The following is a 13807-nucleotide window of genomic DNA, read 5'->3' as shown; positions in this document are numbered from 1 at the left end:
TTCCAAGGCAAACGCCATGCCCGGCGCTCACCGGGCTGCAAGGACTCTAAGCGCCGTCTGTCAGACAAACGCTGTTAAGAAACGTGACTTTTTCCGTCGCCCGGACACAACCCGGGGCTTGAAGTGACACGAAATGTCGGTCAGGGCTTGGCCGCTTCCAGGCCGTCGCGCGTGCGCTGCGCTTCGCGGCGCGCGGCGTCCGCGAAGTCGTCGCCGTCGGACGCGTAGCAGATCGCGCGCGAGGAGTTCACGACGATCGGTGCGTCCTCCCGCCACCCGGCGCGCACCGTGGCGACGGCGTCACCGCCCTGCGCGCCGACGCCCGGAATCAGCAGCGGCACGGTCGGCGCGAGCGCGCGCACCCGCTCGATCTCGGCCGGGTAGGTCGCGCCCACGACCAGCCCGAGTTGCCCGTTGAGGTTCCACGGGCCCTGGGCGAGGCTGGCTACATGTTCATACAACAAAGGCTGGCCGTCGACGCTGGCCAGGCGCTGGCCCTGCAGATCGGCGCCGCCCGGGTTGCTGGTGCGGCACAGCAGGAAGGCGCCCTTCTCGGGGTACTTGAGGTAGGGCGCGACCGAGTCGAAGCCCATGAAGGGCGACAGCGTGACCGCGTCCGCGCCGTAGCGCTCGAAGGCTTCGATGGCGTACTGCTCGGCGGTGGATCCGATGTCGCCGCGCTTGGCGTCCAGGATGATCGGCACCTGCGGCGCGACGCGGCGGATGTGCTCCATCAGGCGCTCCAGCTGGCCTTCGGCGCGGTGCGCGGCGAAATAGGCGATCTGCGGCTTGAAGGCGATCACCAGGTCGGCGGTGGCGTCGACGATGCGCGCGCAGAAGTCGTAGATCTTGTTCGCATCGCCCTTGAGACGTGCCGGGAACTTGGCGGGTTCCGGGTCGAGCCCGACGCACAGGAGGGAGCGGTTCTGCCGCTCGGCGGCGCGCAGCTGGTCGATGAAAGTCATGCCGGATTTTAGGTGGCGCCCCGCCGCGCCGGCCGCGGGGCGCTAGCGGACGGCCGCGAGGGCGTCGGCCGCCAGGCAGAGGTCGACCCAGGCGCGGGCCTTGTCGGTCGGGTTGCGCAGCAGGTAGGCCGGGTGGTAGCTCACGACCACCGGCGCGCCACCCAGGGCGTCGAGGCGGGCGGCACGGCCGCGCAGCTTGCCCAGCGGGTCGGTGCTCTGCAGCAGGCTCTGCGCGGCGAGCGGCCCCATGGCGAAGACCAGGCGCGGCGCCAGCGCCTGGGCCTGCGGGAGAAAGGCCTCGGCGAAAGGCTGCGGGCTGCCGTCGCGGCCGGAAGCCACACCGCGGTGCGTGCGCATCAGGTGCACCGGCATGTCGCCCGCATGCAATTGCAGGGCGCGCAGCATGTTGTCGAGCAGCCGGCCCGCGTCGCCGGCCAGGGGCTCGCCGTGGCGGCCATCGGCCTCGGGCGGCATGTCGGCGACCACCAGCCAGCCCCCCTCGGCCGCACCCTCGGTCGCATACAGCCGGTGCGGCGGCGCCAGCAGCACGGCGGCGCCGTGGGCGCGCGCGACGGTCGACGCGGGCGCGGTGGGTGCGGGCGCAGCGGCGATCGGCGCGCGCGCGAGTGTCGGCGCAGCGCGCGGTGCCTCGTGCGGCGCTTCGTCGCTCGCCGCGGCACGGTGCGGCACCGGCTCGGCCACCGGGGCGACGGCGACTTCCACGACGGCGGCAGGCGCTGCCACCGGCCACCAGACCTTCACGCCCATCTCGTCGAGCATGGCGCGCTGCCGGGCGTCGAGGTTCAAGGACGATGCGCTCATTGATAACCTCCGCCCTGCGGGCTGCGGTGCTGAGCGCCTTCGGGCGGCCGGGCGGCGCTCATGGCAGCAGCCCGCCCCAGGCGCTGGTCGGCTCGTGCAGCCGCAGGCTCATCACGACCGCGTCTTCGCGGCCGCCGTGCGCCGGGTAGTAGCCCTTGCGCACGCCGACGCGGCGGAAACCGTTGCGCTCGTAGACCTGCAATGCACGCGCGTTGCCCACGCGCACCTCGAGCCACAGCCATTGCGCGCCCTGCCCGCGCGACCAGCCGGCCAGCGCCTCGAGCATGAGCGGCGCCCAACCCTGGCGCTGGAACTCGGGCGCGACGGTGATGTTGAGCAGGTGCACCTCGTCCACGCCCTTCATGGCGACGAAGTAGCCGATGACGGTGTCGCCCCCCAGCAGCAACTGGCAGTGGTAGCCCGCCGCCATCGAATCGATGAAGTTGGCATGCGTCCAGGGATGGGTGTAGGCCTGGTTCTCGACCGCGCAGACCGCGTCCAGCCGCTCGACGGTCATCGCGTCGAGGCGGGCTTCCAGCGGTTGCAGGACGGCGCTCATGTCAGGGGTTCAGAGGGTGGTGGCCGACGCAGCAGCGGCCTTGAGGGCCGCGCGTTCTTCGGTGGTCTGCGCGACTTTATCGCGAACGTACAGCGGCCACGCGTCGGCGGGCGCCACCGCGCCGCCGGCGGCCAGCAGCGCCGGCGCCAGCCGCAGCAGCGCGTCGGCGGTGGGCAGCACGGGGTGCCGCGCGGTGCCGCCGCGCAGGCGCTCGCCATAGGGCACGAACGCGTTGCCGGCCAGCGCCCAGCCCTCGGGCACCTCGACCTGCTCGGGCGCCAGCAGCTCGGGCACGGCCGCAGCGGCGGCATCGGCATCGGCGTCGGCATCGAAGGCGTAGTGCGCGGCGTAGACCTGGTCCATGCGCGCGTCGAGCAGCGCCACCACGCGCAGGGCACCGAAGCGGTGGCGCGCCTCGTCGGCGACGGCCTGCAGCGTGTCGATCGGCAGCAACGGCACGCCGGCCCCGAAGCCCAGGCCCTGCGCCACCGCGCAGGCGGTGCGCAGGCCGGTGAAGGAGCCCGGACCGCGACCGAAGGCGATGGCGTCGAGCTCGGCCAGCGTCAGGCCGGCCTCGGCCAGCAGGCGGCGGATCAGCGGGATCAGCGTGCTCGACGCCTGCGCGCCACCCGCGCCGCTGTGGGCGACGACGCGCTCGCCGTGGCGCACGGCGACCGACAGCACGTCGGTGCTGGTGTCGAAGGCGAGCAGTTTCGGTTCAGGCATCGCAGCCTCGCGGCAGGGGCGTGGCGGCCGACGGCGGCGGCACCCCCCCCGTGGCCCGGCGGACGCCGAACAGGATGCCGCCGGTGACCAGCACCAGCCCGGCCAGCAGCGTCCAGTGCATCGGCTCGTCGAGCAGCAGAACCGCACCGAACGCCGACAGCCCCGGCACCAGCGCCGTGATCATGGTGGAGCGCACCGGCCCGAAATACTGAATCATCCGCGTGAAGGTGATGCCCGAGATCACGACCGAACCGAGGCCCTGGAAGACCATCTGGAAGACGATCTCGCCGCCGGGGGCGCTGCCGAGCCGGCTGACCACCCAGCCGCCGGCCACCAGCAGCGTGTAGACCGGCACGTAGGTGACGAGGGCGAAGACGGTGACGGCGATCGTGGCGCGCACCGCGTCGAGCGCGTGGCGGCGCGCCGTCACGCTGTAGCAGGCCCAGCAGAACGCGGCGCTCATGAAGAGCAGGTCGCCCTTCCAGACGTCGCCGCCCTCGAAGGCGTGCAGCAGGCTGCGGCCGCCGACCAGCAGGTCGCCGGCGACGATCAGCGCCAGCCCCGTCGCGCGCGCCGGCGTGATGCGGTCGCGCAGCACGACGGCTGCAAGCAAGGTGGTCCACAGCGGCAGGCTGCCGGGCATCAGCACCGACGCATGCGAAGCGGGCGCGTAGAAGAAGCCGCAGTACGCCAGCAGGGCGTAGAGCAGCCCGCCGAAGACGCCTGCGAGCGCCGTGACGCGCAGCGTCAGCGGCGAGAGGCCGAACAGCGAGCCGGCCGGACGGCCCGGGTGGCGCCGGCGCTCCCGCGCGACCAGCCAGGCGCCCCAGGGCACCAGCACCACGCTGGCGCCGCAGATGCGCGCGAGGGCCAGGTCGAAGGGCGTGAGCGACCGCGCCGCCGAAGCGCGTGCGACGAGGATGAAGGCGGTCCACACCAGCACCGTGACCACCGCCGAGCCGATGCCCAGCTGGCGCGCGGAAAGACGCGGGAGAAGGCGGGCAACGGCGGGCATCCGCGGATTATCCGGGCGCCGCCGCCGGGCCGCCGGCGTGGGGCCATGCCGCCCGGATAATGGGTCGATGCCTTTCGCCTTCTTCCCGGCCTGGTCGACCCTGGGCCGTCGCGCCGCACGCGCGCGCCGCGTGGCCGCCTTCGCCCTGCTGGCCTTCGGCAGCGCCGCCGCGCATTCGCAGTTCCAGCAGTTGCCGCCCGAGGTCGACGCCGCCCTGGCCCGCGCCAAGGTGCCGCGCGACGCGGTCACGCTGCTGGTGGCCGACGCCGACGCGGTGCAGCCGCCGCGCCTGGCCTGGCGCAGCCAGGTGCCGGTGAACCCGGCCTCGATCATGAAGCTGGTCACGACCTACGCCGGCCTCGACCTGCTGGGCCCGGCCTTCACCTGGAGCACGCCGGTCTACGTCGACGGCCCGATCCGCAACGGCGTGCTCCAGGGCAACCTCTACATCCAGGGCCAGGGCGACCCGAAGCTGGTGATCGAGCGGCTGTGGCTGCTGCTGCGCCGCGTGCAGGGCCTGGGCATCCAGGCCATCGACGGCGACATCGTGCTCGACCGCAGCGCCTTCGAGGCGATCGAAGCCGACCCCCATGCCTTCGACGGCGAAGGCCTGCGGCCGTACAACGCGTCGCCCGACGCGCTGCTGGTGAACTTCAAGTCGGTCGTCATGACCTTCGTGCCCAACCGCGGCGCGGCGACCGCGCAGGTGAGCTTCGACCCGCCGCTCGCCGGCGTGGCGATGCAGCCGACGGTGCCGCTGTCGGCCGGCGAGTGCGGCGACTGGCGCGCCACGCTGGCGGCGGACGTGGCCGACCCGGCACGCCTGCACTTCGCCGGCAGCTACCCGACGGCCTGCGGCGAGAAGGTGTGGGCGCTGGCCTATGCCGACCCGCGCAGCTACGCCGCACGCGCGATCGGCGGCATGTGGGCCGAAATGGGCGGCCGGCTCAAGGGCACGGTGCGAGACGGCCGGGTGCCGGTCGCGCTGAAGCCGGCCTTCGAGCTCGTCTCGCCACCACTGGCCGAGGTGATCCGCGACATCAACAAATACAGCAACAACGTGATGGCGCAGCAGCTGTTCCTCACGCTGGGCCTGCAGCAGAAGAAGCGCGGCGCGCTGGACGCGGCGCGCACGACGATGCGCCAGTGGTGGAACAACCGCATCGGCACCGGCGAAGGCCAGCCCGTCTTCGACAACGGCTCGGGGCTGTCGCGCGACGAGCGCATCACCGCCGGCGAACTCGCCAAGATGCTGCAGGTGGCCTGGCGCTCGCCGGTGATGTCGGAGCTGATGTCGTCGCTGCCGGCCGCCGGCGTCGACGGCACGCTGCGGCGGCGCGCGCTGCGCTCGGGCGGCGCCGCGCACCTGAAGACCGGCACCCTGCGCGACGCGGCGGGCGTGGCCGGCTATGTCGACGGCGCCAGCGGCCGGCGCTACGTGGTGGTGGCGATCGCCAACCACGCCAACGCTGCGGCGGCACGGCCGGCCTTCGATGCGCTGGTGGACTGGGCGGCGCAGGATTGAGGGGCGGGCGGACGGCGCCTCAGGCCGTGTGCACGTCGGCCAGTATCAGCGCCGCTTCGTACGCGGCACGCCCGGCAGTCTTCGTCTGCTCGACGAGCGCGTCCCAGTGGCGAACCGTCTCCAGCGGCGTGGGCGCGATGGGTTTGAGCACCAGGGTGCGGCTCACCCCGAGCAGTGCGGCCGCCGACGTCAGGCAGCGCTGGATGGCGCGGATCTCGTCGGGTCGTTCGATGGGTGGATGACAGGCGTCGTCGTCGAGGCGCGACAACAGGTCGCGAATGGCGACCACGGCACTGTCGATCAGCGCAGCATCGCTGGGCGTCGGATTCATTGGCTACTCCCCGTTACTTTTTTGTACCGCGGATGTTGCCAGGGGCGTCGGCTGGCAGAGTGCAACAATTTCACGAAGGTAAACAAAAGCACTCCGGCGCAGATGCACCCGTGCACAACGGCCGATCGACCGGTACTGCCCCGTTCCTCAGGCCGCCGCGGCGCGCTGCAACCGGTCGCGCACGCCCTCCCAGTCGGGCGTATCCGGTGGCGTCTCGATCCAGATCAGCTTCGCGCCCTCGGCGTCGAAGCTGCGCAGCACGGCGAACAGTTGCTGCGCCGCCGCCGCCGCATCGTCGGGCATGCGCCGCTGCAGCACGCGCGGCGAGCGGCTCTTGAGCGGCGAGCGCGCCCAGACCGCGATGTGCGCGGCCTGTGCCCCGAGCACGTCGAGCGCCGACTGCAACGCCTTCGCATCCATCAGCCGGACCTTGGCGTCGGGCGCATAGTGCGCCGCCAGCGTGCCCGAGGCGCGCGGGTCGGGCGCGGCGAGCTCGGCCTTGTCGCGCAGCGGCTCGCCACAGGCCGCCTCGATCTGCTCGCGGGTGACGGCGCCCGGCCGCAGCAGCACCGGCGCGCCACGGCTGCAGTCGACGATGGTGGATTCGATGCCCACGGCGCACGGCCCGCCGTCGACGACGAGCAGCTCGTCGCCGAACTCGTCCTGCACATGCTGCGCGGTGGTCGGGCTGACGCGACCGAAGCGGTTGGCGCTGGGGCCGGCCACGCCGAGCACGCCGCGCTCGGCGCAGGCCTCGAGCAGCGCCTGCGCCACGGCGTGCGCGGGGCAGCGCAGGCCGATCGTGCCCTGCCCACCGGCGGCGGCCGCCCCGATGCCCGGTTGGCGCGTGACGATCAGCGTCAGCGGGCCGGGCCAGAAGGCGCGCACCAGTTTCTCGGCGAAGGGCGGTAGAGGCTGGGCGAAATGCGACAGCGCCTCGGTGCCCCTGGCGCCGGCCGCGACGTGGACGATCAGCGGATGGTCCGACGGCCGGCCCTTGGCGCGGAAGATGCCGGCGACCGCCGCATCGCTGCCCGCGTCGGCGCCCAGGCCGTAGACGGTTTCTGTCGGGAAGACCACCAGGCCACCCGCGCGGAGCCGGTCGGCGGCGGCGGCGATGGCCTCGGGCGATTGGCCGTCGACGATCATTCGGAGAGCGGGATGGGCAGGCCCAGCACCGCCGCCGCGAAGTCGGCCGTGCTGCGCACCGTGTCGATGTCCGGCCCCGTGATGTTCAGGTGGCCCATCTTGCGGCCGCGCCGCGCGTCGGTCTTGCCGTAGAGATGCAGGTGCACGCCCGGCAGCGCCAGCACGTCGGCCCAGGGCGGCTCGACCGCCGTGTCGCCGGCGTCGACGAACCACAGGTCGCCCAGCAGGTTGAGCATGACGGCCGGGCTGTGCTGGCGCGGCGTCGACAGCGGCAGGCCGGCGACGGTGCGCACCTGCAGATCGAACTGCGACAGGTCGCAGGCGTCCATCGACCAGTGGCCGCTGTTGTGCGGGCGCGGCGCCATTTCGTTGACCACCATGCTGCCGTCGGCCAGCACGAAATATTCGACGCACAGCACACCCACGTAGCCCAGGCCGTCGGCGATGGCCCGGGTGGCTTCGATGGCGCGCGCCGCCTGGCCGGCCGGGATGTTGCCGGCGAAGACCTCGGTCACCGCCAGGATGCCGTCGCGGTGCAGGTTGCGCTGCGGCGGGAAGTGGACCATCTGGCCGTCCTGCCCGCGCGCCACGATGACCGAGCATTCGTAGTCGAGCGCCAGGCGCTTCTCCAGCACGCAGGGCACGCCGCCGGCGGCTTCCCACGCGGCCGCGAGTTCTGCGCGGGTGGCCACGCGCTGCTGACCCTTGCCGTCGTAGCCGAGCCGCGCGGTCTTCAGGATGCCGGGCAGCAGGTCGTCGCCCACGGCCGCGAACTGCTCGGCCGTCTCGATCACGGCATAGGGCGCGCAGGCCACGCCGCAGCGCACGAAGTGCGCCTTCTCGCGGATGCGGTCCTGCGCGATCGCCACCGACGCGGCCGCGGGCGCGACCGGGCGTGCGGCCGCGAGGTGCTCCAGCGAGGGCGACGGCACGTTCTCGAATTCGGTCGTGATCGCGTCGGCCAGGCCGGCCAGACGCGCCAGGCCGTCGACGTCGGTGTAGTCGGTGTGGATGTGGTGGTGGCTCACGCGGCCGGCGGGGCTCTCGGCGTCGGGGTCGAGCACGGCCGTGAAGTAGCCCATGCGCTGGGCCGCGTGCACGAACATCCGGCCGAGCTGGCCGCCGCCGATCACGCCCAGCGTGGCGCCGGGCAGCACGTAGGGCGTCGGTGCGCTCACAGCGCGCCCCCGCCCTGCGGCGAGAAGGGCGACACCCCTGGCGCAACCGGCACGGCGGGTGCGCCGGCCTCGGGCGGCGGCACCGTCATGGCCTGGGCGGCGGCGGTCTGCGCGGCGCGGAAGGTGTCGAGCTGGGTGCGCAGCCGCGGGTCGCCCACCGCCAGCATCGCGACGGCGAACAGCGCCGCGTTGGCCGCACCCGCGTTGCCGATGGCGAAGGTCGCGACCGGCACGCCCTTGGGCATCTGCACGATGCTGTAGAGCGAATCGACGCCCTGCAGGTGGCGGCTGGCCACCGGCACGCCCAGCACCGGCACGGTGGTCTTGGCCGCCAGCATGCCCGGCAGATGGGCGGCGCCGCCGGCACCGGCGATGATGGCGGCCAGCCCACGCGGGGCGGCGCTCTCGGCGTAGGCGAAGAGTTCGTCCGGCATGCGGTGGGCCGAGACCACACGCGCTTCGTGCGCGATGCCGAATTGCTGGAGAATCTCGACCGCGTGACGCATCGTCTCCCAGTCGGAGTTCGAGCCCATCACCACGCCGACCTGGATTGTTTGGTTCATGGTCGCAATTTTACGTTTCGCCACCATCTGCACCCGATGATCGATATCACCCTCGAAAACTTCCAGACCGCGCTGATCGACGGCTCCATGACCACGCCGGTGCTGCTCGACATCTGGGCCGAATGGTGCGGGCCCTGCAAGCAGCTGGGGCCGGTGCTCGAAAAGCTCGAGGTCGACTACGGCGGCCGCTTCACGCTGGCCAAGCTCGATGCCGACAAGGTGCCGCAGATCTCGGGCCAGCTCAGCGAGATGTTCGGCGTGCGCAGCATCCCCTTCTGCGTGATGTTCAAGGACGGCCAGCCGGTCGACGGCTTCGTCGGCGCCATCCCGGCCGCGCAGATCCGCGAGTTCCTCGACAAGCACGTGCCGGCCGCGGAGGAACTGGAAGCCGCCGCCGAGGAAGAAGCCGCGCAGGAAGCGCTGGCCGAAGGCGACACCGAAGGTGCGCTCGAGAAGCTGCAGCACGCCGTGGCCACCGACCCGGCCAACGACGACGCCCGCTTCGACTACGTCAAGCTGCTGCTGCAACTGGGCCGCAGCGACGACGCCAAGGTCGCCTTCGCGCCGGTCATCGCCAAGGCGCCGGCGGTGCGCCGCTTCGACGCGCTGCAGCGCTGGATGAACGCCATCGACGTCGCCGCGCCGCCCACCGGCGCCGCACCGACGCTGGCCGATGCCGACGCCCGCATCGCCGCCGGCAAGCGCGACTTCGACGCCCGCTTCGCCCGCACGCAACTGCTGATGGCCGAACAGCGCTGGACCGACGCGATGGACGAGCTGCTCGAGATCCTCATGCGCGACAAGGCCTGGAACGACGAGCTGGCGCGCAAGACCTACATCGCCATCCTGGAGATCATCGAGCCGCCCAAGCCCAAGGTGGCCGACGGCCAGATCCCGCCGGACGACCCGACCGTGGCGACCTATCGCCGTCGGCTGAGCAGCGTCGTCCTGAGCTGAGCGATCACCCTCGGATGTACGCATCGCGTATATTCGAGGCATGAACGTCGACCAGCAAAGTTTTCTTCGCGACGCCATGCGGCGTCTCAACCTCACCCGCGAGGCCTTCTCGCAGCGCATCGGCGTCACGCGCCGCGCCCTCGACACATGGCTGCTGCCCGATGGCTCGTCGGAAGCGCGGGGCATGCCCGAGATCGTCCAGCGCTTCGTCTCGGAGATCCTGCAGGCGGCGAGCGCTACCGAGGCAACGCAGAGCGTACAGCCTGGCGCCTTGCGCGACCGCATCCTGTTCGAGGGCCGGCCGCAATTGCTGTCGGTCGACCAGTTCTCGCGCGATTCGGTCGAGGCACTGTTCCGGGTGGCGGACATCATGCAGCCCATTGCGCGGCGCCAGAAGGTGTCGCGGGTGCTCGAGGGCGCAGTGCTGGGCAACCTCTTCTTCGAGGCCAGCACCCGCACGCGCGTGAGCTTCGGCGCCGCCTTCTGCCGGCTGGGCGGCTCGGTCTGCGACACGACCGGCTTCACCTTCTCGTCGATGGCCAAGGGCGAGTCGATCTACGACACCAGCCGCGTCATGAGCGGCTATGTCGACGCGCTGGTGGTGCGGCACCCCGAGCAGGGCTCGGTGGCGGAATTCGCACGGGCCACGAACATCCCGGTGATCAACGGCGGCGACGGCGCCGGCGAGCACCCGAGCCAGGCGCTGCTCGACCTGTACACGATCCAGCGCGAGTTCTCGCGGCTCGGGCGCATCGTGGACGGCGCGCACATCGCCTTCGTCGGCGACCTGAAGTACGGGCGCACGGTGCACTCGCTGGTGAAGCTGCTGTCGCTCTACCGCGGCCTCAAGTTCACGCTGATCGCGCCTGCCGGCCTCGAACTGCCGGCGCACCTGGCCGACCGCATCTCGCGCAACGGCCACGTGGTGGTGCAGACCGCCTCGCTGGCCGAGGGCCTGGCCGGTGCCGACGTGGTGTACGCCACGCGCATCCAGAAGGAGCGTTTCGAGCCGAAGGAGCAGGAGCAGTTCGAGGGCTACACGCCGGATTTCCAGATCCACCAGGCGCTGATCGACGCCCACTGCAGCCCGCGCACGCTGGTGATGCACCCGCTGCCGCGCGACAGCCGGCCCGGCGCCAACGACCTGAGCACCGACCTGAACCACGACCCGCGCCTGGCCATCTTCCGCCAGACCGACAACGGCATCCCGGTGCGCATGGCGCTGTTCGCGGTGCTGCTGGGCGTGGAAGACCAGGTGCCACGCTCGATGCGCGACGCCGGCTGGCGGCCGCCCGCGGCGATCGGCCCCGACGACGCCGCCTTCGACGCGCTCGAAGCCTGAGGGGCTGATCCGGCGCCGCGTGCCGCATTACCATCGCGGCGCGGCGGGCGTCGCCGCATGCATCGACACAGGACTTCCATGCCGTTCATCCGCCGCCTTTCTTCACGCTTCGCCCTGCCGATCCTCGGCATCGCCCTGCTGGCCGGTTGCGGCACCAGCGTGAGCCTCGACGAGCCGATCGAATCGCAGACTTGGCGGCTGGTCAGCGTCGGCCTCCAGCCGGCCCAGCGCGATGGCGACCCGCGGCGCGATGCGCAGCTGCAGTTCGACGGTTCGCGCGTGAGCGGCTCCGGCGGCTGCAACCGCGTCTCCGGGCCCTATCTGCGTGCCGGCCACCGCCTGACGATCGGCCCGCTGGTCGCGACGCGCACGGCCTGCGTCGAGCCCGAGCGCAACGCGATGGAAAGCAACTTCTTCGCCGCGCTGCAGGCCACCACGGGCTACAGCCGGCTCGGCAGCCAGCTCACGCTGCTGGACGACAGCGGGCGGACGCTGGCGGTGCTGGACAGCCGCTGAACGGGGCGGCGCCCAGGAGCGGCCCTCAGCCCGTCAGCCGCTCCAGCGCCTCGCGGTACTTGGCCGCGGTCTTCTCGATGATCTCGGCCGGCAGGCGCGGGGCGGGCGGCGTCTTGTCCCAGGGCTTGCCGTTGACCTTGGTGGCCTCGAGCCAGTCGCGCACGAACTGCTTGTCGTAGCTCGGTGGGTTGGTGCCGTTGCGCAGCGCCTCTTCGTAGCCTTCGACCGGCCAGTAGCGCGAGCTGTCGGGCGTGAGCACCTCGTCCATCAGCACCAGCGTGCCGGCTTCGTCCAGGCCGAACTCGAACTTTGTGTCGGCAATGATCATGCCCTTGGCCAGCGCGATCTCGGCGGCGGCTTCGTAGATGGCGATGCTGGTCTCGCGGATCTTCTGCGCCAACGCCGGGCCGACGATCTCGACCACGCGGTCGTAGCTGATGTTCTCGTCGTGCTCGCCGGCCGCGGCCTTGGCGGCCGGCGTGAAGATCGGCCGCGGCAACTGGCTGGCGTTGGTCAGGCCCTCGGGCAGCGGCACGCCGCAGACGGCACGGTTCTCCTGGTACTCCTTCCAGCCGCTGCCGGCGAGGTAGCCGCGCACCACGGCCTCGACCGGGATCGGCTTCAGGCGCTTGACCAGCATCGAACGGTCCTTGACCTGCGGCACCTCGGCCTCGGTCACCACGCTCTCCGGCGCATCGCCGGTCAGGTGGTTGGGGCACAGGTGGCCGAGCCGGTCGAACCACCAGAGCGCCATCTGCGTGAGGATCACGCCCTTGCCGGGAATCGGCTCGCCCATGATCACGTCGAAGGCCGAGAGCCGATCACTCGCGACCATCAGGATGCGGTCGTCGCCCACGGCGTAGTTGTCGCGCACCTTGCCACGCGCGAGCAGGGGCAGGCTTTGGATGGAGGAGGTGTGGACGGTGGTCATGGCGAAGACGTGAAGAAAACGGAAGGGAAAGGCGGATTGTGCGCGCAGAAAAAAGCCACCGCGAGCGGTGGCTTCGGCCGACGGGAGATGCTCAGCGCACTTCTTGCGCGAGCTCGCCCTTGGCGTACTTGGCGGCGACGACCTGCAGCGTGTCGCCCTTGATCTTCGCGCCCTGGCCTTCGCAGCCGAACTCGATGTAGCGCTGCTTGCAGACCAGCTTGGCGGCTTCGCGCGCCGGCTTGAGCCATTCGCGGGCATCGAACTTTTCCGGGTTCTCGAACAGGAACTTGCGCACGGCACCGGTCATGGCCAGGCGGATGTCGGTGTCGATGTTGATCTTGCGCACGCCGTGCTTGATGGCTTCCTGGATTTCCTCGACGGGCACGCCGTAGGTTTCCTTGATCTGGCCGCCGTACTGGCGAATGATCGCCAGCAGGTCCTGCGGCACCGACGACGAGCCGTGCATCACCAGGTGGGTGCTCGGGATGCGCTGGTGGATTTCCTTGATGCGGTCGATCGCCAGGATGTCGCCGGTGGGCTTGCGGGTGAACTTGAACGGGCCGTGGCTGGTGCCGATGGCGATGGCCAGTGCGTCGATCTGGGTCTGGCGCACGAAGTCGGCGGCCTGCTCCGGGTCGGTCAGCAGCTGCTCGCGCGTCATGGTCGCGTCGGTGCCGTGGCCGTCTTCCTTGTCACCCTTCATGGTCTCGAGCGAGCCCAGGCAGCCCAACTCGCCTTCGACGGTGACGCCCACGCGGTGCGCCAGCTGCGCCACCTTCTTCGTGACTTCGACGTTGTACTCGTAGCTGGCGATGGTCTTGCCGTCGGCTTCCAGCGAGCCGTCCATCATCACGGACGAGAAGCCCAGGTCGATGGCGCCCTGGCACACGTCCGGGTTCTGGCCGTGGTCCTGGTGCATCACCAGCGGGATGTTCGGGTAGCTCTCGATCGCCGCCTGGATCAGGTGCTTGATGAAGCCCTCGCCCGCGTACTTGCGCGCGCCGGCGCTGGCCTGCAGGATGACCGGCGCGCCGGTTTCCTTGGCGGCTTCCATCACGGCCTGCACCTGTTCGAGGTTGTTGACGTTGAAAGCCGGAATGCCGTAGCCGTTGGCGGCTGCGTGGTCCAGCAGTTCGCGCATCGAGACGAGAGCCATGGGAAATACCTCGCGGGAATTGAAGATTGGAAATGAAGAAAAACTAGTTCAATTCTACCGAGGGGGCTTGTG

General features: G+C 71.1%; 15 protein-coding genes. 4 read left to right on the top strand and 11 right to left on the bottom strand.

Going from position 1 to position 13807, the window contains the following annotated elements; genetic code table 11:
* Positions 1-140: 140 nt before the first annotated feature.
* The 5 genes from pyrF to N8A90_RS16150 are packed head-to-tail and all read right to left on the bottom strand — an operon-like array spanning position 141 to position 4087.
* Positions 141-965, bottom strand: coding sequence for an orotidine-5'-phosphate decarboxylase (gene pyrF, locus N8A90_RS16170; protein WP_262075991.1), 825 nt, complete (start codon positions 963-965; stop codon positions 141-143).
* 42 nt (positions 966-1007) lie between these two features.
* Positions 1008-1787, bottom strand: coding sequence for a uracil-DNA glycosylase family protein (locus tag N8A90_RS16165; protein WP_262075990.1), 780 nt, complete (start codon positions 1785-1787; stop codon positions 1008-1010).
* 58 nt (positions 1788-1845) lie between these two features.
* The gene (rimI, locus tag N8A90_RS16160) at positions 1846-2346 is read right to left on the bottom strand and encodes a ribosomal protein S18-alanine N-acetyltransferase (protein ID WP_262075989.1); all 501 of its coding nucleotides are present in this window, start codon (positions 2344-2346) and stop codon (positions 1846-1848) included.
* 9 nt (positions 2347-2355) lie between these two features.
* On the bottom strand, positions 2356-3072 hold the full coding sequence (tsaB, locus tag N8A90_RS16155; protein ID WP_262075987.1) for a tRNA (adenosine(37)-N6)-threonylcarbamoyltransferase complex dimerization subunit type 1 TsaB: 717 nt from the start codon (positions 3070-3072) through the stop codon (positions 2356-2358).
* Positions 3065-4087, bottom strand: coding sequence for a DMT family transporter (locus tag N8A90_RS16150; protein ID WP_262075985.1), 1023 nt, complete (start codon positions 4085-4087; stop codon positions 3065-3067). The genes tsaB and N8A90_RS16150 overlap by 8 nt, the downstream gene beginning before the upstream one ends.
* A 67-nt stretch (positions 4088-4154) precedes the next feature.
* Between N8A90_RS16150 and dacB the strand changes: the two genes are divergently transcribed.
* Positions 4155-5612 carry a D-alanyl-D-alanine carboxypeptidase/D-alanyl-D-alanine-endopeptidase gene (gene dacB, locus N8A90_RS16145; RefSeq protein ID WP_262075983.1) on the top strand — a complete coding sequence of 486 codons (1458 nt, stop codon included), beginning with the start codon at positions 4155-4157 and terminating at the stop codon, positions 5610-5612.
* Between the two features lie 19 nt (positions 5613-5631).
* On the opposite strand, the gene N8A90_RS16140 is transcribed toward dacB, so the two are convergent.
* The 4 genes from N8A90_RS16140 to purE all read right to left on the bottom strand — a co-directional run bounded on the left by N8A90_RS16140 (position 5632) and on the right by purE (position 8833).
* Positions 5632-5943: a hypothetical protein gene (locus N8A90_RS16140; protein WP_262075981.1), complete on the bottom strand. Its 312-nt coding sequence runs from the start codon at positions 5941-5943 to the stop codon at positions 5632-5634.
* A 147-nt stretch (positions 5944-6090) separates the two neighbouring features.
* On the bottom strand, positions 6091-7092 hold the full coding sequence (locus N8A90_RS16135) for an L-threonylcarbamoyladenylate synthase (protein ID WP_262075979.1): 1002 nt from the start codon (positions 7090-7092) through the stop codon (positions 6091-6093).
* The gene (locus N8A90_RS16130) at positions 7089-8270 is read right to left on the bottom strand and encodes a 5-(carboxyamino)imidazole ribonucleotide synthase (protein ID WP_262075978.1); all 1182 of its coding nucleotides are present in this window, start codon (positions 8268-8270) and stop codon (positions 7089-7091) included. The genes N8A90_RS16135 and N8A90_RS16130 overlap by 4 nt, the downstream gene beginning before the upstream one ends.
* Positions 8267-8833 carry a 5-(carboxyamino)imidazole ribonucleotide mutase gene (purE, locus tag N8A90_RS16125; RefSeq protein ID WP_262075977.1) on the bottom strand — a complete coding sequence of 189 codons (567 nt, stop codon included), beginning with the start codon at positions 8831-8833 and terminating at the stop codon, positions 8267-8269. The genes N8A90_RS16130 and purE overlap by 4 nt, the downstream gene beginning before the upstream one ends.
* A 36-nt stretch (positions 8834-8869) precedes the next feature.
* Here purE and N8A90_RS16120 point away from each other — a divergent pair, with 36 nt between their 5' ends.
* The 3 genes from N8A90_RS16120 (at position 8870) to N8A90_RS16110 (ending at position 11648) form a co-directional block, all read left to right on the top strand.
* The gene (locus tag N8A90_RS16120) at positions 8870-9790 is read left to right on the top strand and encodes a tetratricopeptide repeat protein (protein WP_262075975.1); all 921 of its coding nucleotides are present in this window, start codon (positions 8870-8872) and stop codon (positions 9788-9790) included.
* A gap of 40 nt (positions 9791-9830) precedes the next feature.
* Entirely contained in the window at positions 9831-11132 is a 1302-nt protein-coding gene (locus N8A90_RS16115) for an aspartate carbamoyltransferase (RefSeq protein ID WP_262075974.1), read from the top strand.
* A 78-nt stretch (positions 11133-11210) separates the two neighbouring features.
* A complete protein-coding gene (locus N8A90_RS16110; RefSeq protein ID WP_262075973.1) occupies positions 11211-11648 on the top strand; it encodes an META domain-containing protein in 438 nt (145 codons plus the stop codon).
* Between the two features lie 25 nt (positions 11649-11673).
* Here the strand turns inward: N8A90_RS16110 and N8A90_RS16105 are convergent, their stop codons facing one another.
* Both N8A90_RS16105 and fba read right to left on the bottom strand, forming a co-directional pair.
* Positions 11674-12579: a phosphoribosylaminoimidazolesuccinocarboxamide synthase gene (locus N8A90_RS16105; protein ID WP_262075971.1), complete on the bottom strand. Its 906-nt coding sequence runs from the start codon at positions 12577-12579 to the stop codon at positions 11674-11676.
* Between the two features lie 91 nt (positions 12580-12670).
* On the bottom strand, positions 12671-13735 hold the full coding sequence (gene fba / locus N8A90_RS16100) for a class II fructose-bisphosphate aldolase (RefSeq protein WP_262075970.1): 1065 nt from the start codon (positions 13733-13735) through the stop codon (positions 12671-12673).
* Positions 13736-13807 lie beyond the last annotated feature (72 nt).

Origin of the sequence: Variovorax sp. N23, from assembly GCF_025486315.1 — a bacterium.
GTDB lineage: Bacteria > Pseudomonadota > Gammaproteobacteria > Burkholderiales > Burkholderiaceae_C > Variovorax.
Note: the sequence above shows the minus strand (reverse complement) of the source record. Positions and strands in the feature narration are given on the sequence as shown.

Excerpts from the sequence above, each read along its gene's own strand:
- pyrF (WP_262075991.1), bottom strand. The coding sequence starts at position 965 with ATGACTTTCATCGACCAGCTGCGCGCCGCCGAGCGGCAGAACCGCTCC.
- N8A90_RS16165 (WP_262075990.1), bottom strand. The coding sequence starts at position 1,787 with ATGAGCGCATCGTCCTTGAACCTCGACGCCCGGCAGCGCGCCATGCTC.
- rimI (WP_262075989.1), bottom strand. The coding sequence starts at position 2,346 with ATGAGCGCCGTCCTGCAACCGCTGGAAGCCCGCCTCGACGCGATGACC.
- tsaB (WP_262075987.1), bottom strand. The coding sequence starts at position 3,072 with ATGCCTGAACCGAAACTGCTCGCCTTCGACACCAGCACCGACGTGCTG.
- N8A90_RS16150 (WP_262075985.1), bottom strand. The coding sequence starts at position 4,087 with ATGCCCGCCGTTGCCCGCCTTCTCCCGCGTCTTTCCGCGCGCCAGCTG.
- dacB (WP_262075983.1), top strand. The coding sequence starts at position 4,155 with ATGCCTTTCGCCTTCTTCCCGGCCTGGTCGACCCTGGGCCGTCGCGCC.
- N8A90_RS16140 (WP_262075981.1), bottom strand. The coding sequence starts at position 5,943 with ATGAATCCGACGCCCAGCGATGCTGCGCTGATCGACAGTGCCGTGGTC.
- N8A90_RS16135 (WP_262075979.1), bottom strand. The coding sequence starts at position 7,092 with ATGATCGTCGACGGCCAATCGCCCGAGGCCATCGCCGCCGCCGCCGAC.
- purE (WP_262075977.1), bottom strand. The coding sequence starts at position 8,833 with ATGAACCAAACAATCCAGGTCGGCGTGGTGATGGGCTCGAACTCCGAC.
- N8A90_RS16120 (WP_262075975.1), top strand. The coding sequence starts at position 8,870 with ATGATCGATATCACCCTCGAAAACTTCCAGACCGCGCTGATCGACGGC.
- N8A90_RS16115 (WP_262075974.1), top strand. The coding sequence starts at position 9,831 with ATGAACGTCGACCAGCAAAGTTTTCTTCGCGACGCCATGCGGCGTCTC.
- N8A90_RS16110 (WP_262075973.1), top strand. The coding sequence starts at position 11,211 with ATGCCGTTCATCCGCCGCCTTTCTTCACGCTTCGCCCTGCCGATCCTC.
- N8A90_RS16105 (WP_262075971.1), bottom strand. The coding sequence starts at position 12,579 with ATGACCACCGTCCACACCTCCTCCATCCAAAGCCTGCCCCTGCTCGCG.
- fba (WP_262075970.1), bottom strand. The coding sequence starts at position 13,735 with ATGGCTCTCGTCTCGATGCGCGAACTGCTGGACCACGCAGCCGCCAAC.